22 protein-coding genes and 2 riboswitches are annotated in these 24441 nt (G+C 29.4%); of the genes, 18 read left to right on the forward strand and 4 right to left on the reverse strand.

From position 1 onward, the window contains the following. Positions 1-23 precede the first annotated feature (23 nt). Positions 24-635 (forward strand): TetR/AcrR family transcriptional regulator, encoded by a 612-nt coding sequence (locus tag K7H06_RS02135; RefSeq protein WP_223038341.1) that lies wholly within the window; start codon positions 24-26, stop codon positions 633-635. 24 nt (positions 636-659) lie between these two features. Beyond that, positions 660-4904, forward strand: coding sequence for a 2-hydroxyacyl-CoA dehydratase (locus K7H06_RS02140; protein WP_223038342.1), 4245 nt, complete (start codon positions 660-662; stop codon positions 4902-4904). A gap of 111 nt (positions 4905-5015) precedes the next feature. Here the strand turns inward: K7H06_RS02140 and K7H06_RS02145 are convergent, their stop codons facing one another. Beyond that, entirely contained in the window at positions 5016-5690 is a 675-nt protein-coding gene (locus tag K7H06_RS02145; protein WP_223038343.1) for a response regulator transcription factor, read from the reverse strand. A 266-nt stretch (positions 5691-5956) separates the two neighbouring features. After that, a riboswitch (cyclic di-GMP riboswitch) is annotated at positions 5957-6056 on the forward strand. A gap of 73 nt (positions 6057-6129) precedes the next feature. Here K7H06_RS02145 and K7H06_RS02150 point away from each other — a divergent pair. Continuing rightward, positions 6130-7947: a methyl-accepting chemotaxis protein gene (locus K7H06_RS02150; RefSeq protein ID WP_223038344.1), complete on the forward strand. Its 1818-nt coding sequence runs from the start codon at positions 6130-6132 to the stop codon at positions 7945-7947. Between the two features lie 77 nt (positions 7948-8024). Here the strand turns inward: K7H06_RS02150 and K7H06_RS02155 are convergent, their stop codons facing one another. Next, entirely contained in the window at positions 8025-8231 is a 207-nt protein-coding gene (locus tag K7H06_RS02155; RefSeq protein WP_223038345.1) for a hypothetical protein, read from the reverse strand. A 246-nt stretch (positions 8232-8477) separates the two neighbouring features. Here K7H06_RS02155 and K7H06_RS02160 point away from each other — a divergent pair, with 246 nt between their 5' ends. The 12 genes from K7H06_RS02160 to K7H06_RS02210 all read left to right on the forward strand — a co-directional run bounded on the left by K7H06_RS02160 (position 8478) and on the right by K7H06_RS02210 (position 18575). After that, positions 8478-8972, forward strand: a complete 495-nt coding sequence (locus tag K7H06_RS02160; protein WP_223038346.1) for a DUF2975 domain-containing protein — start codon at positions 8478-8480, stop codon at positions 8970-8972. A gap of 11 nt (positions 8973-8983) precedes the next feature. Further along, positions 8984-9199, forward strand: coding sequence for a helix-turn-helix domain-containing protein (locus K7H06_RS02165; protein ID WP_223038347.1), 216 nt, complete (start codon positions 8984-8986; stop codon positions 9197-9199). After that, positions 9177-9356 carry a hypothetical protein gene (locus K7H06_RS02170; protein WP_223038348.1) on the forward strand — a complete coding sequence of 60 codons (180 nt, stop codon included), beginning with the start codon at positions 9177-9179 and terminating at the stop codon, positions 9354-9356. The genes K7H06_RS02165 and K7H06_RS02170 overlap by 23 nt, the downstream gene beginning before the upstream one ends. An 11-nt stretch (positions 9357-9367) precedes the next feature. Next, entirely contained in the window at positions 9368-10852 is a 1485-nt protein-coding gene (locus K7H06_RS02175) for a DUF4153 domain-containing protein (RefSeq protein WP_223038349.1), read from the forward strand. 118 nt (positions 10853-10970) lie between these two features. Then, positions 10971-11447 (forward strand): LexA family protein, encoded by a 477-nt coding sequence (locus K7H06_RS02180; protein WP_223038350.1) that lies wholly within the window; start codon positions 10971-10973, stop codon positions 11445-11447. Between the two features lie 112 nt (positions 11448-11559). Further along, a complete protein-coding gene (locus K7H06_RS21290) occupies positions 11560-11694 on the forward strand; it encodes a hypothetical protein (protein ID WP_281426029.1) in 135 nt (44 codons plus the stop codon). Positions 11695-12516: 822 nt separating this feature from the next. Next, positions 12517-13062: a hypothetical protein gene (locus tag K7H06_RS02185; RefSeq protein ID WP_223038351.1), complete on the forward strand. Its 546-nt coding sequence runs from the start codon at positions 12517-12519 to the stop codon at positions 13060-13062. Positions 13063-13229: 167 nt separating this feature from the next. Then, positions 13230-15431, forward strand: a complete 2202-nt coding sequence (locus K7H06_RS02190) for a S41 family peptidase (RefSeq protein ID WP_223038352.1) — start codon at positions 13230-13232, stop codon at positions 15429-15431. A 289-nt stretch (positions 15432-15720) separates the two neighbouring features. Next, entirely contained in the window at positions 15721-16995 is a 1275-nt protein-coding gene (locus K7H06_RS02195) for a coproporphyrinogen-III oxidase family protein (protein ID WP_223038353.1), read from the forward strand. 11 nt (positions 16996-17006) lie between these two features. Next, on the forward strand, positions 17007-17909 hold the full coding sequence (locus K7H06_RS02200) for a radical SAM protein (protein WP_223038354.1): 903 nt from the start codon (positions 17007-17009) through the stop codon (positions 17907-17909). A gap of 190 nt (positions 17910-18099) precedes the next feature. Further along, on the forward strand, positions 18100-18324 hold the full coding sequence (locus K7H06_RS02205) for a DUF1659 domain-containing protein (protein WP_223038355.1): 225 nt from the start codon (positions 18100-18102) through the stop codon (positions 18322-18324). Positions 18325-18356: 32 nt separating this feature from the next. After that, positions 18357-18575 (forward strand): DUF2922 domain-containing protein, encoded by a 219-nt coding sequence (locus K7H06_RS02210; RefSeq protein ID WP_223038356.1) that lies wholly within the window; start codon positions 18357-18359, stop codon positions 18573-18575. A gap of 48 nt (positions 18576-18623) precedes the next feature. Here the strand turns inward: K7H06_RS02210 and K7H06_RS02215 are convergent, their stop codons facing one another. Beyond that, on the reverse strand, positions 18624-19508 hold the full coding sequence (locus tag K7H06_RS02215) for a hypothetical protein (protein WP_223038357.1): 885 nt from the start codon (positions 19506-19508) through the stop codon (positions 18624-18626). Positions 19509-19777: 269 nt separating this feature from the next. Here K7H06_RS02215 and thrC point away from each other — a divergent pair, with 269 nt between their 5' ends. Further along, positions 19778-21262, forward strand: coding sequence for a threonine synthase (thrC, locus tag K7H06_RS02220; RefSeq protein ID WP_223039908.1), 1485 nt, complete (start codon positions 19778-19780; stop codon positions 21260-21262). 62 nt (positions 21263-21324) lie between these two features. Here the strand turns inward: thrC and K7H06_RS02225 are convergent, their stop codons facing one another. Continuing rightward, positions 21325-22224 (reverse strand): 5'-methylthioadenosine/S-adenosylhomocysteine nucleosidase, encoded by a 900-nt coding sequence (locus tag K7H06_RS02225; protein WP_223038358.1) that lies wholly within the window; start codon positions 22222-22224, stop codon positions 21325-21327. 119 nt (positions 22225-22343) lie between these two features. Next, positions 22344-22445: riboswitch (purine riboswitch) on the reverse strand. A 293-nt stretch (positions 22446-22738) separates the two neighbouring features. On the opposite strand from K7H06_RS02225, the gene K7H06_RS02230 reads away from it, so the two are divergent. Both K7H06_RS02230 and K7H06_RS02235 read left to right on the forward strand, forming a co-directional pair. After that, positions 22739-23446, forward strand: a complete 708-nt coding sequence (locus K7H06_RS02230; protein WP_223038359.1) for a response regulator transcription factor — start codon at positions 22739-22741, stop codon at positions 23444-23446. Further along, positions 23439-24362 carry a sensor histidine kinase gene (locus tag K7H06_RS02235; protein ID WP_223038360.1) on the forward strand — a complete coding sequence of 308 codons (924 nt, stop codon included), beginning with the start codon at positions 23439-23441 and terminating at the stop codon, positions 24360-24362. Before K7H06_RS02230 ends, K7H06_RS02235 begins: the two co-directional genes overlap by 8 nt. Positions 24363-24441 lie beyond the last annotated feature (79 nt).

Below are 24441 nucleotides of genomic sequence, written 5' to 3' on the forward strand. Positions count from 1 at the left end.
AGGGGAGTGAGAGAAAGAAAAAAATGATAGATGATGGAAATCCTACAAAACAAAAAATAATGGAAACTTCTTTACAATTATTCTCAAAAAATGGATATAGTGCTACATCTGTACGACAAATCTCTCGTGAAGCAGGATTTAGAGAGAGTGTCATATACAATCATTTTGCAGGAAAGTATGACATATTAAAAAATTTATACTTTATTGAAATAAAATCTGTACGTAAGATCTTTTTAAAAGATATAGATATGAAATGGATGAAAGAAGATCCAAAGAAATTTTTAATGGTGATTGCGGATAAAATTATGATTTATTCTAATGATGAAGATCGAGCTAAATTTTTAAAAATTATTATGATGGAAATGTTTCGAGATCATCAGGCAAAGGAGCTTATCCAAAAGGATGTTTTTGAAAATGGTAAAATAATGCTTGAACATATTTTTTTAAAGATGATGAAGGTAGGGTTAATCAAGGAAAAAAATCCATTGATTCTTGCAAATGAATTTTTAGGTCCTTTGATATTTTTTAATCTAGATCATCTTCTTTCAAATTTTAGTGATAAAAATAGAGAATCTAGAGATGATTTGATAAAATCACACATTGACTTTTTTTGGGAAAATGTGAAGATCGATTAATCTAAGTAATAGGGGGATTAAAGGATGAAAAAAGTTCTCAAAGTAGGACTTGATGTAGGTTCAACAACAGTAAAAATGGTTATATTAGATAAAGGATTTGACGTGCTTTATAAAAAATATGTAAGACATTTTTCAGATATAAAAAATACGGTTGTATCTATGGTAGAGGATGCAAAAGGCGTTTTAGAGGATAATTTTATCACAGCAATGATTACAGGTTCTGGAGGACTCAATATTTCAGAAAAACTTGAGATTCCTTTTATACAAGAAGTGATTGCTTGTACCAATACCATTGAAAATATGATTCCAGATACGGATGTAGCTATAGAGCTTGGTGGAGAAGATGCAAAGATTACCTATCTTGGAGAATCTATTGAACAAAGAATGAATGGAACTTGTGCAGGGGGGACAGGAGCGTTTATCGATCAAATGGCAGCTTTACTCCGAACAGATGCGCAAGGACTGAATGCATTAGCAGGGAAACATAAAATCATCTATCCTATTGCATCTAGATGTGGTGTGTTTGCTAAAACAGATATTCAGCCTCTTTTAAATGAAGGTGCTGCAAAGGAAGATATTGCTGCATCTGTGTTTCAAGCAGTTGTCAATCAAACCATTAGTGGGCTTGCCCAAGGAAGAGCTATTAAAGGAAATATTGCTTTTTTAGGAGGACCACTACATTTTTTATCAGAGCTTAGAAATCGGTTTATAGATACGTTAAAGATAGAGGATAAAAAAGTGATTTTCCCTGAAGATTCCCAGTATTTTGTAGCTATAGGGGCTGCCATTTCTTCTAAAGATGAACAGCCTGTACCTTTTAAGTGTTTATATGAAAAGGTACCAAGAATTTATGCTAAGGGGTATGGAGAAAATAAAAAGATTGCCCCTTTATTTTCAAATGATGTAGAATATAATTTATTCAAAGAAAGACATCGTAAAGCTAAGGTAAAACGAGTAGATTTAAAAACTTATGAAGGAAATGCATACTTAGGAATCGATGCAGGTTCTACTACAACTAAAATTGCTTTAATCGATGAAGATGGAGGACTTTTATATTCTCACTATGGAAGCAATATGGGAAAACCATTAACCTCTACTATTGCTGCATGTAAAGATCTTTATGGGCAGATGAATGAAAAGACAAAGATCGTAAATTCTACTGTAACGGGTTATGGAGAGCATTTAATTAAAGCAGCATTAAAGATTGATTTAGGAGAAATTGAAACGGTAGCCCATTACAAGGCAGCTGAGTTTTTCCTTCCAGGAGTAGATTTTGTATTAGATATTGGTGGACAGGATATGAAGAGTTTAAAAATTCATAATGGTACCATTGATTCTATTATGTTAAATGAAGCTTGTTCTTCAGGCTGTGGTTCTTTTATTGAAACCTTTGCAAATTCATTGAATATGGATGTAGCTTCCTTTGCAAAAGAATCTATTAAGTCTCATAGTCCAGTAGATTTAGGGACTAGATGTACTGTATTTATGAATTCAAGGGTAAAACAGGCACAAAAGGAAAATGTAGATGTAACGGATATTTCAGCAGGAATTTCCATATCTGTTATTAAAAATGCCTTATACAAAGTAATAAGAATGAGGAATCCAAAGGATTTAGGAGAAAAAATAGTTGTACAAGGGGGAACTTTCTATAATGAAGCAGTCCTTCGTGCTCTTGAAAAAATCATTGGAAAAGAAGTGATCAGACCGGATATAGCAGGAATCATGGGTGCATTTGGTGCAGCTTTAGTTGCAAGAGAGCAATTTACAAAGGGATATAAAACCAGTTTATTGAAAGAAAATGAACTTGAGACCTTTAAAACAGAAACATCTATGAAGCGATGTGGATTATGTGGAAATAATTGTTTGATTACCATTAATCATTTTTCTGATGGAAGAGAATATATTTCAGGGAACAGATGTGAAAGAGGAGCAGGGATAGAAAAAGAGGAAAATCTTATTCCAAATCTTTATGAATATAAGTATAAGAGAGTATTTGATTATAAACCTTTATCAAAGGATGAAGCCAAAAGAGGAATCATTGGAATTCCTAGGGTGTTGAATATGTATGAGGATTATCCATTTTGGGCTACCTTTTTTAAAGCATTAGGCTACCAGGTTATTTTATCGGGTCGTTCCTCTAAAAAAATATATGAGTTAGGAATGGAAACCATTCCTTCAGAAAGTGTATGTTATCCTGCAAAGCTTGTTCATGGTCATATGATGGATTTAATGAATAAAGGGGTAAAAAAGATTTTTTATCCATGTATTCCCTATAATAAAAAAGAAGATCTAGATGCAGGAGATCATTATAATTGTCCTGTAGTTACCTCTTATGCAGAGACTATCTATGCCAATATAGATCGTTTAAAAAGTGAAGAGATTGTTTTTTACCATCCATTCCTACCAATAGATGATGAAAAGAGAATGGAAAAGCGGTTAGTAGAAGAATTAAAAGGAGAAAACATTCCAAAGACAGAGATTATAAAAGCTGTAAGAATATCTTACAAGGAGCTTGAACGTTTCCGAGAGGATATAAGAAAAAAAGGGGAAGAGACCTTAAAATATATAGATGAAAATAATATAAAAGGAATTGTCCTAGCAGGAAGACCTTACCATGTAGATCCTGAGATTAATCATGGGATTCCACAGCTTATAAAATCTTTAGGGTTTGCAGTACTATCAGAAGATAGTGTAAGTCATATTAAAAAACCTGAAAGACCTCTTCGGGTGGTAGATCAATGGGTATATCATTCAAGACTTTATGCAGCAGCTACTTTTGTTGCACAGCGTAAAAATATAGAACTGGTTCAGTTAAATAGTTTTGGCTGTGGACTAGATGCTATTACAACAGACCAAATTCAAGAGATATTAGAAAGATACGGAAAAATCTATACCTTATTAAAAATAGATGAGATCAATAATCTTGGAGCTGTAAGAATCCGTATAAGATCTCTCCTAGCAGCTATTAAAGAAAGGGATAAGAGAAACTTTTACCCTAAAAGGCTTTATGAAAATGATGAAAAAGTATTATTTACAAAGGAAATGAAGAAAAATCATACGATTTTAGCTCCTCAAATGTCTCCTATACATTTTCAGTTTTTAGATGTGGGATTTAAAAAGGCAGGATACAATATAGAAATTTTAGGAAAAGTAGGAAAAGGTGCTGTCGATGAGGGACTGACCTATGTACATAATGATGCATGCTATCCAGCTATTATTACTATAGGCCAGATTATGGAAGCTTTAAAATCAGGAAAGTATGATTTGAACAATACTTCTGTTATCATATCCCAAACAGGTGGAGGCTGTCGTGCAACCAATTATATTGCCTTTTTAAGAAAAGCATTAAAGGATGCAGGAATGAAGCAGATTCCTGTGATTTCCATGAATGCATCAGGACTTGAGAAAAATCCAGGTTTTAAATTAAAACCTTCTACATTAGATAATTTAATGATGGGACTTATTTATGGCGATCTTTTAATGAGAGTATTACTTCGGGTTCGCCCTTATGAAAAAATAAAAGGATCAGCCAATAATTTGTATCATACTTGGGTGAAAAAATGCAAAGAAAGCTTAAAAGTGGGTAGGAAAAAAGACTTCAAAGAAAATATTAAAAGAATTGTTGAAGATTTTGATGGATTAGAGATTCATGAGGATTTAGTAAAACCAAGAGTAGGTGTAGTAGGAGAAATTCTTGTGAAATTCCATCCAGATGCCAATAATCATGTAGTAGATTTCTTAGAAAGTGAAGGGGCAGAAGCGGTGGTACCAGATCTTACGGACTTTTTATTATATTGTGCATATGATCGTAAAACACAATATGAAAAGTTATCAGGAAATTTTCTATCTATGATTTTTGGAAATATTGCTATAAGAGGAATCGAAAGCTATCGAAAGGATATGAGAAGGGTGCTACATGAAAGTAAAAGATTTGAAGCACCAAAAGAAATTGAGGAACTAGCCCATGCTGCAAAAAGTCATTTATCCCTTTGTAACCAAACAGGAGAAGGATGGTTCTTAACAGCAGAAATGATAGAGCTCATTGAAAGTGGTACAAAAAATATTCTTTGTCTTCAACCCTTTGCGTGTTTACCAAACCATATAACAGGAAAGGGAATGATCAAAGAACTAAGAAGAAGCTATCCAAAAGCGAATATTGCACCTATAGATTATGATCCAGGGGCTAGTGAAGTAAATCAGATCAATCGTATAAAATTGATGCTTTCAGTAGCTTTTAAAAACTTAGAAAAAGAAGAAAGTTATGCATAATAAAAGGGGCTGTCTCAAAATAACGAGATAGCCTCTTTTGCACGTTAAAGGATATAAAATTTTAAAAGAAAGTTTTAAAAATTTATTTTCTAAAAAAGTAAATATTTATTTTTATAATACAATATATCCTTGTCTTTTTTTCGTTTCAATAAAATCCTTTAATCCAATGTTAGTCAGCTTTTTTCGCAAACGATTAATATTTACAGTTAAAGTATTATCATCTACAAAGCTCTCGTCCTCCCAAAGGCTTCTCATAATCTTTTCTCTGCTGACTACCTTTCCGTTGTTTTTCATCAATATATGAAGAATCTTAAATTCATTTTTTGTAAGTTCTAATTTTTCTTCATTATAATTTAAAATATTATCATTTAAGTTAAGGACTACTCCATTGTGCTCAAGAACACTTACTTCAGTATTTGAATAAGAATAGGTTCTTCTCAAAAGGGCATTGACCTTTGCCATAAGAACATCTAAGGAGAAAGGTTTTTGTACAAAATCATCTCCTCCCATATTTACAGCCATAATGATATCCATATTTGTATTTCTTGAGGAGACGAAGATAATAGGAACCTTTGATACTTCTCTCATTTTATTGCACCAGTAAAATCCATCAAAGGAAGGAAGGTTAATATCCATTAAAACCAAATGGGGATCGTATTGTATAAATGTATTGAATGTTTCAGAAAAATCTTCTATACACAATCCGTCAAATCCCCACTTTTTTATATTTTCTAAAATGATTTCTCTGATTTTTACCTCATCTTCAACAATTAATATTTTAAACATTAAAAATTCCTCATTTCTAATCGGTTTTATTTATTAGGTCTATTATATAATATTTTTTGTGAAAGGAATAAATATTATTATAATTTCGTATGAAGATACCATGAGTTTATACATAAATAATGAAAGGGTAAAACACGTATGAAATAATTTCATATAAGAAAAAAGTTTGATTTTTTGACAAATCATGCTATAATATTACTAAAATTAAAAATAATGTAAAGAAATGTTGTTTTTGAAATGTATGTAAAATGATAAACATCTCATAGTTATGAAAAGAGCAAACTAATTGAAAGATTAGGACGCAAAGTATAGAGTCTAAAGTATAATTTAGTTGATGAGTTATACCATGATTGTCTAACTGCCATGATGCTTTGATATTATGGCAGTTTTTGTGTTTTTGAAAAAAATTTAAAAATCGATAAAGGGGGATTAGAAATTTATGAAAGCACATAAACAAAAAAATAAAAGCAATAAAATAAAATATAAAATTATGGCTTCCATTGTGCTAAGTGGACTGATCATTGTATTGTTAACAGCATTTATTGATGTAAGGGCTATAAAAGCACAAAACAATAATGAAATGAAATTAATTGAGGAAAAATCTCTTCAAGACTATAATCAAATGATTAAAGATGATGTAAATATAGCATTAGGGATGATGCAATATTATTATGATTTGAATCAACAAGGCGTATTAGAGGAAAAAGAAGCAAAGAACCGTGCAATAGAGGCAGTGAAAAGATTAAGATATGGAAAAGATGATCAAGGATATTTTTGGATAGATGATACACAAGGAAACTTGATAGGACATCCTATGCTTCCTAAAAAAGAAGGAACCAATAGAATTCATATTCAAGATCCCAATGGGGTAAAATTAATTGCTGAAATTATTGATACAGCTAAAAAAAATACAGATGGTGGATTTGTGGACTTTATGTGGGAAAAACCTGAAAATGTAGGAACTGGAGAATTAAGTCCTAAAAGAGCTTATTCTAAATTATTTAAACCTTGGGGATATATTATTAGTACTGGAAATTACATAGATGATATTCATGCTTCTATCAATTCTCAAAAACTTTTCCTCGAAAAGGAATTGGAAAAGAATATAAAAACGAAAATCATACTAGCAGGTGTGTTTATAATAGGATTAGTTTGTATGAGTTTATTTTTAAGTAATAGAATCTCAAAACCTATTATCAAAATGACAAAAAATATTGGAAAAGACGAAAATGGACAAATTAAAATAAATCATCTAGAAATTCATACAAAGGATGAAATAGGATATTTAGCAGTATCTATCAATGAAATGACAAAGCAAGTGAAGGATTTTTTGAAGGAAACACAAGAGGATACAGAATTATTGAATGAGAATATAACAAAAGAAGATGAATTATTATTGAACGTGAATGAAGCCATACATAGCAATACCAACGAAATTTCTATGATAAATGAAGAAATTCATTTAGCAGCAGCATCTATTGAAAAAATAGATGAAACATTGTACGAAGTGCAAAAGGCTTTGATGGAAATTGCACAAAAAACGGAAGAAACAACATCAGTAACTATAGAAGTGAATGAGAGAGCCAATCGTTTGAAAAATGCATCTTTAGAATCAGAAAAAAATACCAAGAACGTTTATGAAGAGGTTAAATACAATGTAGAAAAAGCATTAAAGGAAATCGAAACGGTCAATGAAATCAATGTATTAACAGAAAAAATAAATGGGATAGCAGAACAAACAAATCTGCTTTCTCTAAATGCATCTATTCAGGCAGCAAGTAGTGGAAGTAATGGCAGTGCTTTTTCAGTTGTTGCCAATGAAATACATAAATTATCAGATAGTGCAAAAGAGACTGCTAAAAATATACAATTAATTACTGGTAAAATTGTTAATACAGTGAATTATCTAGGGGATAGTACACTAAAGATTATCAATTTTGTTGATCAGGATATATTACCTCAATACAATGAAATGGTAATGGCGGCAGATTCTTATTCTAAGGATGCAGAAAATATTCATTATGCAATGGCAGAGTTGAATGCTACTTTTGAAGAACTAACAGCATCTTCAAATGAAATATTAGAAAAAAGTAATATAGCAACTGAAAATCTAGTAGATACGACTAAAAGTATGAATCATATAGATCATCAAAATAGAAAGACTTTAGACCGTATAGTAGAGATCAAACAAAATTCTGGTGATAATTTAAAGAAAATAGCTAGTTTGAAGGAAGTTATAGAGAAATTTAAGCTGTAGTGATAAAAGGAAATAAGACTGATGATAGTCTTATTTTTTTTTGAACCCTTTTTATAAACTTTTATGATGGAGAGTGCTTAAGAATTTGTCAGATTGTTTATTTCATGATTGATGGCATGTAATGATTCTATTTCTTTCTTTTGTACTTTTAATAGGAGTTCTTTTATTTCAATTTCATCAGCAGAGAGCTTTTGGAGATTTCTTTCTAAATCTTGTAGGATATGCAATTGATGAGATCTTTTATTTCTTAAATTATTTAAAAGTTCTTCTTTATAGGTACACAAAAAAATCCCTCCTTTAAAAAATATATAGTCTTTAAGGTTGATAGCGACTCTATATAATACTAGAGAAAAATATAAATTATGCATTGGAAAATAAAAAAAGTAAAAGAAAGATGAAAGGAAATAGAGATTTTATAAGGGGTTTATTATTTAATAATAAAACATTATCGTTTTTCAATAAAAATATATTGAAATACATTTTATATCATGATAATATAGAACCGTAAAATAATAAAAGGAGGCTTGTCTATGAAGTATTATGGAAAAGGATCTTTAACAAGTGGTCTAAAGATTCTATTAAATATTTTATTAATGATTGGAGTGGTTATGTTTTTTTATTTATCTATAAAAGTACTATCCACTAATGATCTTGAAATCAGTATATTTCGAAAAAGTATCATCTATAGTTTGTTTGTAATAGGAAGTATATCTTTGATGCTGATTATTTTTCATTTAAGAAAAATTTTAGAGTCTCTTATTCATGTGAACCCATTCATAAGAGAAAATGCAAAAAGACTAAGAAATATTGCTATAGAATGCTTTATTATTACGGGATGCTATCTCATAAACTTTTTTATCAATCCCAAATATGTAGATTTTAATCTTATCACTATCGATATGAAAGGTGTTCATACGGATATGGAGTTTTTTATATTTTTCTTTTCAGGATGTTTTATTTTAGTATTATCAAAAGTTTTTCAGCAGGCTGTTGAAGTAAAAGAAGAAAATGATTTTACCATTTAGAGGAGGGCGTTATGGGGATTATTGTAAATTTAGATGTGATGATGGCAAAGAGAAAAATCTCCCTTACAGAGCTTGCAGAAAGAGTGGGGATTACAAATGCCAATTTATCCATACTCAAAAACAACAAGGCAAAGGCCATAAGATTTACAACACTGGAAGCCATATGCAGAGAGCTTAATTGTCAGCCGGGAGATATACTAGAGTATGCTTCAGAAAAAGATAAATAAAAATATATATTATTCTGTTTTTACACTAGAAAAATGGGAAAAACATGTAGAAATAAGATATCTTATGTTAAATGATTTGATAGTAGATGATTTACTAATTTATTTTAATAAGCTAAGTAAAGTTACGGGATATAAAGCTATAAAGGTTTTAAAATAGGGGGAATTGGGATGAATGATAAAAAGGCGGTAGATGAGAGTAAATCAGTTGGTGAAAAATTAAAAGTGATGGGTGCAGCACTTTTTATAGGAATACTTTTTAATTACTTTTTCGTTTGGGAAAGCATTGGGGTTTCAGCAAGTATTTTTAGTATGGCTGTTATAGGTGTTGCCCTTTGGATTTATCCAAATAGTCAAATAAAAAAGAAATTAAGCTATATATTTTTAGTACCTATTGTTTTCCTATCTATATCTTATTTTATTTACAATAATGAGGTTTTAAGAATGATCAATACCATGGCATTAGTTTTACTAATGACATGTTATTTATTTACCATAAGATATGAAAACATAAAAGAAATCAAATTGTTATTTTTTCAAAAAATATTTGATAGAGTAGTACCTGATGCAATTGAAGGCATGTTGAAGATTTTTCCATTTACAAAGGATATCTTACATACAAGAAAAGAATCTAACTTAAGTGTAACACAAAAAAATATTTTAAAGGGAATATTGATTTCTTTGCCACTCTTATTAATTATTATAGGTCTTTTGGCATCAGCAGATGGGGTATTTGAATTTTATATAGAAGATATGGGAAATGGATTTACAAATTTAGAGATAGGTAATTTTATGGCACATATGCTCATTATTATTCTTGTAGCCAAGTATATGTTTGGATTTTTATGGAGTTTCCAATATGAAAATATTGAAGATGGAAATCTTACGAATCAAAAAGGTATACAGTGGGAACCTGTAACCATTATTACAATCATCTTTATGATCAATATAGTGTATCTATTATTTACCATCATCCAATTTTCATACCTTTATGGAGGGGCTACTCAGCTTCCACAAGGACTCTCGTATTCAGCTTATGCTAGAAAAGGATTTTTTGAACTTATTTTTGTTACACTCATCAACTTGACCATTGTGCTAACAAGTATGAAATTTTGTAAAAAGGAAAATATAAAAATTAATAAAATAGCCAATTTATCCTATAGTTTACTCATTTTATTTACCTCAAATATGTTGTTTTCAGCAAACTATAAAATGAATCTTTATGAAAAGGCATTTGGTTATACAAGACTGAGATTATTTGTGCAATCATTTATGTTGCTCATTTTTATACTCCTTGCGATAGCTCTATTAGGTGTATGGATTAAGCGTGTGCCTGTTCTAAAATTGACAATGGTTGCAGCTATGAGTGTTTATATAGGTCTTAATTTTATCAATGTAGATAAAATCATTGCTAAGAATAATATTGAAAGGTACCATGTGAATCATAAAATTGATATAGCGTATCTTGAAAGCTTATCTTATGATGCAGTAGACGAAATAGTAAAATTAACAGAAGTAAAAGATCCAAAAGTTCAAATAAGTGCTATAAGGGCTATAAACAAACAGGTGAAAAAGCTCAATGAATCTTATGATCATTGGTATGAATATAATTATTATAAAGAAAAGGTTTGGGAAAATTTTCAGTTAAAAAAATAAAGAATGCTACCAAAAGGGTAGTATTTTTTTTGGGGTTTAAAGGAATTTGTGAAATAGCCTAGAAATTAGTATAATAATATAATTAAATAGATTGGTAAGGGTCAAAGGATGGTGTAATATGTGTGATTTACCATTTTCGAAAGATATAAAAATACCTATTATTCGTGTAAATATATACGAACGCTCAAAGGATGGGGTCATTTTACCTGTTGTAAGTTATAGTGCAGCAGGAAGTCCCTTAAGTACGCAAGAAAGATTTGAGGAAAATATTGTTGTACCTAAAAGGTATGCAAAAGGCAAAAATGTTATTGCTGTAAAAATAAGAGGGGACAGTATGAAGGATATAGGAATAGATGATGAGAGCGTTGTACTTGTAAAAACCAGTTCAAATTTTAAAAGTGGGATTATAGGGATTGTTACCCTAGGAGATCAATATGATTTTGGAACCACATGTAAAAAAATTGTGTATGAAAAGGGAAATTATCGGCTAATATCTTTAAATAGTGAAAAAAATTATGATGATTTTTTTGTAAAAGAAGGACAATTAAGGTATGTAGGGGAAGTTGTTGGAATTTATGAGGTAGAGACGGATTGATTATGGGGTATGAATAGATTCGTCATATCTTTACAAGGGGTTTTTACATATTTTTTAAATTGCTTATGTTAATATGACAAAAAGGGTATGGACAACCTAGGGGGGATAATAGATGGAAAATCTAAAAATAGCTGCTAAATGTATGACTTGTGAAAAAGGTTGTAAACAATATATTTTAAGTGGGGATGTAAAATATTGTCCAAAGTATATAAAATGTAGCAAAGATAAGCATATAAAAATAAAATAACAGGGGTATTTAGTAGATGAACTTTTAATGTCATGATCTATTTTGATCGTGGCATTATTTTTTTTGATAGTTTTAAAATACATATAGATGCTTATATAAAAGGACTAGAGAAAGAATAGTACTTTATTATATCTCAAGGTATTAGAGAAAGAGTTGTTGGAGAATCTTAAAATTTGAAGAACAATTTTTTTAGAGTATAAAAACTTCAATAATTAATTATTTTGCATTGATTTGTAATTTTTTAAAAGCATTGGCTCATTATCATATTGATAGTGATGATGTAAGTAAGCCAGTCATTAATAATGGTAAGCTTTATATTTTTACAGGCAATGAAGAATTACATATCTTTGATATGAATGATGGTTCTTTGATAAAGTCTATTAGAACAAAACCTTCAAGATGCTACTTACATACTTTAAATGAACCAATGGTTTATGATGATAAATATTGTATATTTATTTCTGAATTGGTACTTTTGGACTATTTGACACTTTTCGCGTTGAAAAATTGACTATATATGTATATAATTGTCTGCGGATGTAAAATGTTGTATGAATTAGTATAATAACTTATTATTGTAAATTATTTCACATGGAAGATTTTTGTATGAGATAGAGAAATAAAGGATTTATGTCTTATAGGAATATTTGCGTAGAAATAATGATGCCTGTGATTGAGTTTTTTAAGACTTAATTCACAGGTAATATTATGTATATGTTTGAATATTGCAGTATTCCTTTTGAATAGATGGTGTTTATTTATAATGTTAGGCAAAGAAGAGGATATGTGTAAAACGATTATGAATAATTGGAGGTTTGTTTTATGAAAAAAGTAATGTCAATGTTTGTACTAGTATGTTTATTAAGCAGTATGTTAATGGGCTGTGGTGGAGTAAAAGCAGAAGAAACTTTTGTAACATTTAATTGTGAAGATGGCGGGTTTAGTGTAGATTTTCCAGAAGAACCAAAAGATGAGGTACAAACCCTTCAAACACCACTTGGAAATATAGATTTACATATGTACATAGTTGAAAAAGAAGATATAGCATATATTTGTATGTATAATGATTATCCTGAAGAACTTATTAAACAAGCAAAAGCAGATGATCTATTAGTGGGTGCATGTAATGGTGCAGTGGCAAATGTTAATGGTAAAAATCAGAAGGTCACTGATGTTACTTTAGGTGAATATCCTGGTAAAGATTTAACATATGACTTAGAAAAAGATGGACGTAGCGTTAAAGCACATCAAAAGATTTATCTTGTAGGAAATAGATTGTATCAGATGAATATAGCTACTGACAAGGAAGAAGAGAATAAAGAAAGCATCAATAAATTCTTTGATTCATTTAAGCTTAATAGTAAATAATAAAATTTATCCAAATATCTAACGCCTAATTTTATACGAACAAAAAAAAGAAAAATATAATTTTGTGTCAAAAATCATTATTCCAGCCATAAATAGTCTATTGCTATAGGATATTTATAGGCTGGAATTGTAATATAATGGTGAATAATCAAAAAAGGAGTATTTCCATGAAATTAAAAAAAATGATGATCATCAGCTTTTGTATATTATATACTCTTTTGTTAACTTCTTGTGGGGATGCAACGCAAGAGGAAAATAGCAAGGCTTATGAATACAATGACAAGGGTCTTGCATTAATGGATGAGGAAAAAGTAGAGGAAGCTATCGAATATTTCAACAAGTCTTTAAATTGTTTTGAGTGGTATGATAAAGATTTTGAAAAGCTTACTAAAAACCTAAAAAAAGAAAAAGAGGTATTTGATGCACCTTTAAATAATTTAAGTTGGGCATATACAGAACTTGGAGAATATGAGAAAAGCTTAGAATATATAGAATTAGCCCTTTTAGTACTTCCAAACGATGAAGAAGAATATATTAATAAAGCTGATGCCCTCTTTGAGCTGAGTAGATATGAAGAAGCATTCAAAAATTATGATGAAGCTCTAAAAAAGAATTGTGATAGTATATATGCCCATTTTGGAAAAGGAAAGATCTATTTTGAAAATGAAAAATATAAAGAGGCATTAGAAGAATTCAATCAATATCTTGAATCTGAAAAGGATGATTTTGAGATAGCTAAATATAAAATCTATTGTCATCTATATTTGAATGAAGAAGAGAAGGCTTTAAATTATGCGAATAAATTAATCAATGAAAATAAAGATAACTATGATGCATGTAAGGTTAAAGGACTTGTACTTAAGTTGACAAGTGACTATGAAACTATCAAAAGCTTTTATGAAGAGGCTGCTAAGAAATTTCCAGAGCATTTAGATGCACAAATAGATTTAGGAAGATTTTATTATAAAGATGAACACTATAATAAATCTCTTGATTATTTTACAAAGCTTATAAAGAAATATCCTAAAAATGTTGATTTATATACATGGGTTATTTATAATTATAGTGCTTTAAATCAATATGATAAAGCATTAGAATATGGTGAAAAAGCCTTAAAGATCAATAAAGATTCATCTACTTTATATAATGCCATTGGAAATGTATATATAGATAAGACTGCTTACATGGAATCTATAAAATATTTTGATGAAGCCATCAAACTTGATCCAAACTATGAAAATGCATATATCAACAAATTATATGCATTGTATACTGGAAAAAGATATTCAAAATGTATTGAATTTGGTAAGGCATCAGAGGTTAAATTTCAATCAGTTTATAACATTCCATGGTTTATGGGAGAATCTTATTTAGAATTAGATCAGTGTCATGAGGCAATAAAGGAATATAAAAAATCATTAGATTTAAAACCAGATAATGATGAAATTTTATCGAGTATTGCCTATGCCTACTTAATCCTTGAGGATTATGAAAATGCAAAAGTATATGTTGAAAAAAGTCTTAAAATCAATTCAGAAAATAGTGAGGCACTACATATAAAAGATTTATTAGAGAAAAAACAAGAAACTATTGGTAAGCAGATCAAAACTTTCTTTTCTGATAACTACTTATATAAGGAGCAATCACAAGATTTAGATAAAAAATTATCAACCTATTTAGACAAAAATAATATTTCAGGAAGAGAAATAGCTCAAGTAATCTCAAAAGTGAAAATACCAGATGATATATTTACCTTTGTAATAGCTGGGAAAGACTATGATTCCTTCATAGAGAGTGAAGAGGATGATATAGCATACAAAAGCTATGATAAGGATTTATGTTATATGAGGATTAAAAACTTTAGCTCAAATACAGGGAATAGAGCTATAGAAATTTTAGATAAAATAAAAGATACAAAAAATAAAACCCTTATCATAGACTTGCGAGAAAACTATGGTGGAGATACAAAAAGTGCAAATGATATTCTAGATGCATTACTCCCTAAATGTGTAACAAGTACCCTTATATTTAGGGATGGTTATAATTATAATTATTATTCAGATGCATCCCAGGTATCTTTTAAAAAAATATATATCTTGGTCAATGAAAACTCAGCTAGTGCCTCTGAACTGTTGACATTAGGACTAAAAACGTATCTAAAAAATGTTATTATAATAGGAAGAAATACTTTTGGAAAAGGGGTAGGACAGCATGTGTTTGAAGATAAAAAAAGAAAGATTATGGTTTTTGTTGTCAGCCATTACTGGAATGTAAGAGAAACAAATATTATGCAAAAATATGTGAAACCAGATGTTTATATAGAGAGAAATGATTTGAAAGACTTTTTAAATGTAATCAAAGAAAGATAAAAGAAGTAAACAATATATTTTAAGTTGAGATGTAAAATATTGTCCGAAGTATATAAAATGTAAAAAAATAAGCATATACAAAGAAAATAGAACAGTTATTATGTAAATGAATATTCAATGCCACGATCGAAATAGATTGTGGCATTATCATTTTTATAGTGAATGATTTCAAGTAAAGGTAGATGATTTGAAAATTGAACATTTACAAAACGACCATAATAGTGTAAAATTACACTGTAGAATTTAAGGTGAGAGGATAGAGTTAAAAAAGGAAAAGTGGAGGGTAGACATGGTTACAAATTTATTAAGAAGAATGATTTTAAAGAAAAAGGAAAAATTTTTATTTAAAAGATATGAAGAGGGAAATATTGATTTTGATTCTATGAATAATGAAATAGGTATTTATATTCATATTCCATTTTGTAAAAGCATTTGCCCTTATTGTCCTTATAATAAAGTATTGTATGAAAAAAATAAGGCACAAGAGTATAAAGAAGCATTGATAAAAGAAATCCATTTATATAAAGAAAAACTACAGGGTAAAAAAATTACTTCTATTTATATAGGTGGAGGAACTCCTACTCTTTTGATCAAGGAACTTGAAGATATTTTGGATGTTGTTAAAGATAATTATGATTTTCATGGAGATATTGGGATTGAAATTTATCCAACAGCGGTGAATGAAGAGCTTCTTAGTAAATTAAAGGAAATGAAAATTAATCTAATTAGTCTAGGGGTACAGACATTTGATGATGAAAAATTGAAATTTTTAGGAAGAGCGTACACAGAGAATGAAATCCATAAAGCCATTACGTTGATAAAATCCTTTGAGTTTCAATGTGTAGATATAGATATAATGACAAATATTCCAGGACAAACATATAAGGACATCCAAAGGGATCTAGAAAAAGTTTATGCTTATGAAATAGATCAGTTGTCTATTTATCCATTGATTGTTTTTCCAATGACCCATTTAAGTAGGAGGATCAAACAAAAAGGGCTTACGAGATTTAATGAATGGGAAGAGAAAAAAATTCTTCAAATGATTGATACAATCTCTAAAGATTATGGATACGAAAGAACTTCCATATGGACCTATGGAAAAAAAACAAAAAATAGATATACCTCTGTAACAAGGGAAAGCTTTGTAGGTTTTGGAGGGGGAGCAAGCTCTCATTTTGGGAATTACTTTTACATGAATACTTTTAATATAGATGCTTATATAAGTGCATTAGAGGAAGAAAGATTGCCTATCAATATAGTCAACACCATGACAGATCGTGAAACAATGATATTTTGGCTCTTTTGGAGATGTTATGATGGAGAGATTCATCAAAAAAGATTTTATGAATTATTTGGGAAGGATATGAAAAAAGAGTTTCAGTTATTATTTATAGTATTAAAGCTTTTTTCATTGGGAAAAGAGAAAAATGGGAAAGTGATTTTAACAGATTTGGGAAGATTTATTTATCATTATGTGGAAAAACAATATTCTATTCATTATTTAAATTATCTATGGCAAAGGTCTATGGAAGAAGCATGGATTGAAGAAATAAAGATATAGAGGGTGAGAAAATGAAGAGTAAAGATTTTTTTTATTTATCTTGGTTTGGTGTGAAAAGCATATTTTTAAAACAAAAAAAGCCAATATTAGGTACAATTATTCTAACAGATGATTGTAATTTAAGCTGTAAGCATTGTGCAGTGAATAATATCCAGAAAAAGATGTATTCTTATGAAAGTATTTTAAAAGAAATGGAAAGTTTTTATGATGAGGGTATTCGAATATTATTCTTTTGTGGGGGAGAGACCTTACTTTGGGAGGATCAAGGGAAAAATGTTAAGGATTTAATCAAAGTAGCAAGAAAAATAGGTTTTTATATTATCAATATTGTTACAAATGGAACGATTGATTTAGATCTTCCTGAGGCGGATGTGATTTTTTTAAGTCTAGATGGAAAAAAAGAAACACATAATCTTATTCGGGGAGATACGTATGACAAAATAATGGAAAACTTAGAGAAAGCCAAGAATTCTAATATTTGTATCTATATGGCAATTAACAAATTGAATTACAAAGAAATAGAAGATGTAAGTAAGCTTGCAAAGAATCATCCTCATATACAATCTATATCCTTTAATTTTCATACTCCTTATGAAGGAACAGAATATCTTAGCTTAACAAAGGAAAATAAAAAAGAATCAGTAAACACGATAAAAAAAATGATCAAAGAAGGATACCCTATTTTTAATCTATATAGTGCTTTAGACATATATCTAGAAAATAATTGGGAAAGACCTTGTTATCAATGTATTGTATCAGAAGATTATAAAAGATATATATGTGGTAGATGTGAAGAAGTAAAGGGTTTATGTGAAGAATGTGGGTATTTATTTGCAGTAGAGTTTTCCCTTTTGTTTAGAGGAAATATTAGGATTATTTTTGAAATGTTAAGAACGTATTTAAGATATGTATAAGGGGGATGAATAGAAATAAATATCATTGAAATAATCAGTATTCTAGTTCTAAAGGCTTTATTAGTCTTGAATAATTGTTTGATTTTTACAGAAAGGCCCAATGGGTCTTATTTTTTTAAAAAAATTTATTTTTTATGTACTAAACTTTTATAAAAATTCTCATCTATATAAGTGAAAGGAGGTGATAAACATGGCAGTAAGTGCAAAATTAGGTCCTTCTAAGGTAAAGATTACCTTTAGCAATGGAGTAGATGAAAAAGGAAAGGAGAAAAGGAGAAGCAAGTCCTATTCAAACATCAAGCCAGCTGCAAATGATCAAGATATCTATGATGTAGCAACTACCTTGATAGGACTACAGAATAGCAAAGCATTAGAGGTTCAAAGGCTAGATGAAAAAGAAATCGTAGAAGCATAAAGGTAAAAAATAAATGAAAGGAGGTGATTTTATTGTCAACAAAGAGATTAGAAATGATTTTTAAAAATGAAGGAGGGAAAACAACTAAAATGTCTGTAGACAATGCCAAAGAGGATATTTCAAAGGAGCAGGTAGAGGCAGCTATGCAGACAATCATTGATAAAAACGTCTTTGAAACAAATAGTGGCGTATTGACAGGTATTGATTCTGCAAGAATCGTTACAACAGATATTGATGAAATCATTATATAAAAAAAGCTTAGGGGAGACCCTAAGCTTTTTTTATATATATTGCAAATACTATGCTATAGCAGTTCTATGAATAAAATTCATTAAAGATTCATAATCTACGTCAACGATAAAATCAAAATCACTATTGATTTCTAATTTATTTTTACTATTGAATTCATGAAGTTCAAATTTTAGTGAAGCTGTTTTACATTGATCACAATAGATCAATTTACATAAAAAATGTTCATTTTTCTCTAAAGATGGATTTAGAGAAACACTTTCTAATAAAGCATTAAATGCTTCTTGATGATCATCTTTAGACAAACTGTTTTCTAATTGGGTAAAAAATCCTTCTCCAGCCATTTTAGGGAAATTGAAAATCTCTTTTTCTTTTTTATACAATTTACAGGTGTGACAATATGGATGATCTTTTTGGGTACTACCTACAAATAGACATCCTACTATAACTCCTAAATAATCGATCATGGTAAATATCCATCCTACAATGGGATTGGAAACATCTCCAAGAGATTTGTTCTTATAACTAAATGAAACAGGTGTAGTTTCAATCATGTATTTCTTATAGGTTAAAAAATCCAATTGTCCATATTCGTCTGTATAGTAGTTGCTTACATGATCTCCATCTAGAGAATAAACAATTGCATTTGTCTGAGGGTCTATGCAAGTAATCACATAACTAGAATACTCTACTCCCAAAATACAAATAAGTGAAAGAATTAATCCGATAAAATAGTGTTTACCTGTGATATAGGTATTTGATTTAAATAAACCCTTGTAATAGCCATATCCACATATATAGCCTATAATTAATGCCCCTATAGGAATGATAAAAAATATTGAAAAATGTAATGCTTCATATCCTATGAAAAATAAAATTAATACAGGCAGTGCAATACTAACAAATAATGATAATAATCCTAAAATAATACTCATCTTTTTCCTCCTTGATTTTCAAATGTAAATATTATCTGTAAATGTATCAAATTACCTAGGTGATTATATAAAGAATTCAAGATATTGTAAAGCTAAAGGATAGGAAATAGTAAAATATGCCCAATTTGTATGAAGATTTGATAAATATAGGAGGCTACCAAGATAAAAGTTGAAAATTTCGCAATTTTAAAATTTGCACGAGACGTTAACTACATTATTTGGTATACTATAATTTAAATAGAAAAGTATGAGGAGCTGAAGATATGGTTATAAAATATAAAAGTACAAGAGGAAACAAAGAAAGTAAATCATCAGCAGAAGCTATATTAAAAGGAATTGCAAAGGATAAGGGGCTATTTGTACCTGATACATTCCCTAAGATTGATAAAAAACTAGAAGAAATGATTTATATGGATTATAAAGAAGTAGCTTTTTATATTCTTAAAAAATTCTTAGGTGATTTTAGCGACGAAGATTTAAAGGATGCTATAGAGAAGGCTTATGATGAAAAGTTTGAAACAAAGGAAATCGCACCTATTGTAAAGGCTGGTGATGCATATTTTCTAGAACTTTATCATGGAAAAACATTAGCCTTTAAAGATATGGCATTGTCTATACTTCCACATTTACTCACAAAGGCTGCAAAAAAGTTAGGAGAAGATAAAAAAGTAGTAATCCTTGCAGCAACTTCAGGAGATACAGGAAAAGCTGCGCTAGAAGGGTTCTCTGATGTAGACCAGACAGAAATTATCGTATTCTACCCAGATAATGGGGTAAGTGAAATTCAAAAAAGACAAATGATTACACAAGAAGGGGAAAATACCCATGTAGTAGCCATAAAAGGAAATTTTGATGATGCTCAAAGTGGTGTGAAAAAAATATTTAATGATGATGGATTAGGAAAAGAAATGGAGAATCATGGGTTTGTCTTTTCTTCTGCTAATTCTATCAATATAGGAAGATTAGTGCCTCAAGTTGTTTATTATGTATACACATATATTGAATTATTAAAAAGAGGAGATATAAAATCAGGAGAAAAGATCAATTTTGTTGTCCCTACAGGAAATTTTGGGAATATCTTAGCAGGTTATTATGCGAAGAAAATGGGACTACCTATTCATAAACTGATTTGTGCATCTAATAAAAATAATGTATTGTATGATTTCTTAAATACAGGGGTATATGATATTAATAGAGAATTTTTCATGACAAACTCTCCATCTATGGACATATTGATTTCAAGCAACTTAGAAAGATTATTATATGAATTGAGTGATCATGATGAAGATGTAGTCAACACCCTTATGAATCAATTAGATGGGGAAACAAAAAAATATACCATTACTCCTAACATGAAAGAAAACTTACAAGGTTTTTATGGAGGATTTACTACAGAAGAAGAAACGATAGCAACTATTCAGACAGTATACGATGAATCAAAGTATGTACTAGATACTCATACAGCAGTTGCTTATAAAGTATATGAACAATATAAGGAAGAGTCAAAGGATGAAACGAAAACAGTCATCGTATCTACAGCAAGCCCTTATAAGTTTACAAAAAGTGTGATCAAAGGGGTAGTAGCATCTACTAAAGAAAAAAATGAATTTAAGTTGATTGAAATGTTATCTAAAAATACAGGTCTTAGCATTCCAGAACCTATAAAAAATTTAGATAAAAAACCTATTTTACATGATATAAAGTGTGAAAAAGATGCTATGAAAGATACTGTAAAGGAAATTCTTCATATTTAGAAAATGAAAAGATATATTTTGAAAAATAAAAAACACCTAATTTTAGGTGTTTTTTTTATGGATTATTGAATCGTAGTATTGTTAGTAGATTCATCTTTATATTGAAGAAAATCTTTATTCTGTCTAGCTTGTTGAATTAATTTTTTTGTTACTTTTAGAACAAAATCTTGACAGTATTCTCCTGAATTACGATCATAACCTTCATCGTGAATTTCACTATTAGATAATATTCTTATTCCTAGGAAAGGAACTTTATATGTTTTTGCAATTTGAGCAGCTGAAGCAGTTTCCATCTCTTCTACAGATGTAGCATACTTTTCATGAATCCATTTGATGCGATCTAGTTCACGGTTCCATTGATCAGCAGAACCAATAACTCCTTCTACTACTTTTCCTTTTTTATAAGTATTCATTACACTTTTTGCAGTTTCAATGAGTGTAGTATTTCCTTCGAAATCTTTTAATTCTTTTATTTCACCATTGACACTTACATTGATATCCATTGGAATCCAGTTTTCTGCATGAATTCCTTTGTTGTAGTCACTATGTTCAGATCTGAAAGAACCAAAATTTACACTTTTTTTACCGATGACAATATCATAACGATGTAAAGCAGGATCATGTCCTCCAGAAGTTCCTTGATTAATAATAGCTAAAGGATTAAACTTTTCAATAGCTAATAGGGTAGATGCAGCAGCATTTGTCATACCTATTTCTGTTTTTGTAACGACTACAGGGTAATTATCAACGGTTCCTTTAAAAAATAACCAACCGCCGTAAGTGATTTTTTCAACATTTTGTAATTGTGCTACTAAGTTTTCTGTTTCTACATCCATAGCTCCTTGAATGATGATGGGTCTAGGAGAAGGTTGAGGATTTTCTTTTTCCTTTGGGTTTGCAAAGCTTACAAGTGTGAAACTCATTAAAGTTGCTAAAATAAATGCTAAAATTCTTTTTTTCATGATTCATCTCTTCCTTTCTTATTTAAAATAATTTATGTAGCTTACAGCTATGTGTTTTTTATTGAATAAAAAACAAAACACCTTATGAATAAATAGGATAAGGTGTTAGAAAGTCATAGGGATGACAAAAAAACACTTATAGCCAAAACTATTTACGGTAGTTGGTAGAAACATTTAGCCCATATTGCTAAATTTATACAAGTGAACAATTTTTGTATTTAATTATAAAATGTTTACATTTATGGATTATACACTATAATTCTACATATTTCAACAAGTGTTTTTATCTATTTTAATAGATAATGTTAATGAATTCCCGAATAATAAGCCTTTGCTAGAAATTGGATAGATGAAATTTTCTAGAATTCATGAGAAAATTATGGAAAGAAAATTAAGAAGGATTCATTTTAGAGATGATTAATTATTGAATAATATGGTAAAATATGTAGATCCTTTTGTAATCGTAAAAGGATATACCATAGAGGAGAAAGTTTTTTTTAAGGAGGAGAAAAGTATGGAGCTTATAAATATTTTAGTGGTGGAAGATGATGAAGCTATCAATCATCTTATTTGTACGACTTTAAAAAAAGCAGGATATAGGGTAGATACAGCCCTTGATGGAGAAGAGGCGTTACTTAAATATAAAGAAAAAAATTATCATATGATTCTACTAGATCTTATGCTTCCTAAAATAGATGGGATAGAAGTTATGAGAAGAATAAGAGGAGAAAGTATAGTCCCTATTATTATATTATCTGCAAAGGATGAGGAGATAGATAAAATCCTAGGACTTAGGATGGGAGCAGATGATTATATGACAAAGCCATTTTCTACAGCAGAGCTATTAGCAAGAGTAGATTCAACTATTCGGAGAAGTTTTTATTTTAAAGAATCGAATATAGCAAAAGAAGAAAGAATTACTTATGGGGATATTTCTTTAGATGTAAATAATTATGAAGCCAGAAAAAAAGGAGAAAACCTTGCTCTTACAAGGAAAGAGTTTGAAATATTAAAGCTTTTTTTTAAGAATTCTAATAGAGTGTTTACAAAACAACAAATATTTAAATCTGTTTGGGAAGAAGATTATATGGGAGATGAAAATACAGTGATGGTACATATAAGAAGATTAAGATCAAAAATAGAAGAAAATCCTTCAAATCCTAAAATCATTGTGACGGTTTGGGGCATAGGCTATAAGCTTGGAGAAATAAAAAATGACTAAGGGAATTATTTTGATTTTAAGTACCATCTGTATTCTTTTAAGCTTAGTACTTTTTAAGCAAAATAAACAAATCAACAAAATTAATGAAGTATTGATGCAGATAGAAAAAGGGAATTTTAATCAAAGAATAAGACTAAATACAAATAATAAAAATATGAAAAGATTATGTGAAAATATGAATGTACTGGTGAATAAATTTCAAAAAATACTTATTGAATATAAAAAAGTAGAAGAATCAAGGAAAAAAATTATTTCAAATATTTCTCATGATCTAAGAACTCCTCTCACTTCTCTTTTAGGATATATAGAAGCTATAAAAAATGATGCTACTTTAAGGTTAGAAGAAAAAGAAAAATATATAGAGGTTGTTTATTCAAAGGGAAAGCTTCTGCATGTACTTTTAGAAGATTTTTTTGCATTATCAAAAATTGAATCGAATGATGCTTTGTTAAGTTTTAAAAAATTAAATATTTGTGAATTAATAAGAATGAGTATACTTACATTTTATGAAGATTTTACGAAAGTTAGTATTATCCCAGAAATATACTTACCCGATGAAAAGCTATTTATATTAGGAGATGAAAAAAGTATTCATCGGATCATCAATAATCTTTTATCCAATGCCTTAAAATACGGAAAAGATGGAGGGCAAATAGGAATCACAGTAAAAAAAGAAAATAAATTTGTAAGGGTCACTGTTTGGGACAATGGAAAAGGAATTCCCCAAAATGAGATTCATCATATATTTGAACGATTATATACCCTAGAGGAGTCAAGAAATACCCATCTTCAAGGGAATGGGCTAGGGCTTACTATCGTAAAGAAGCTTATAGAAAAGCATCATGGAACAATCCATGTAAGTAGTATACCTAATAAAAAAACAGGATTTTCATTTATCCTTCCTTTAGTAGAGTAAAATATGATTTAAGAAATTTGTAAGATTAATGTTAAAGCTATGTAAGTTTTATGGGATATCCTATAATCAGAAGGAAGGG

This window comes from Crassaminicella profunda (assembly GCF_019884785.1).
In the GTDB taxonomy this organism is placed as follows: Bacteria; Bacillota; Clostridia; order Peptostreptococcales; family Thermotaleaceae; genus Crassaminicella; species Crassaminicella profunda.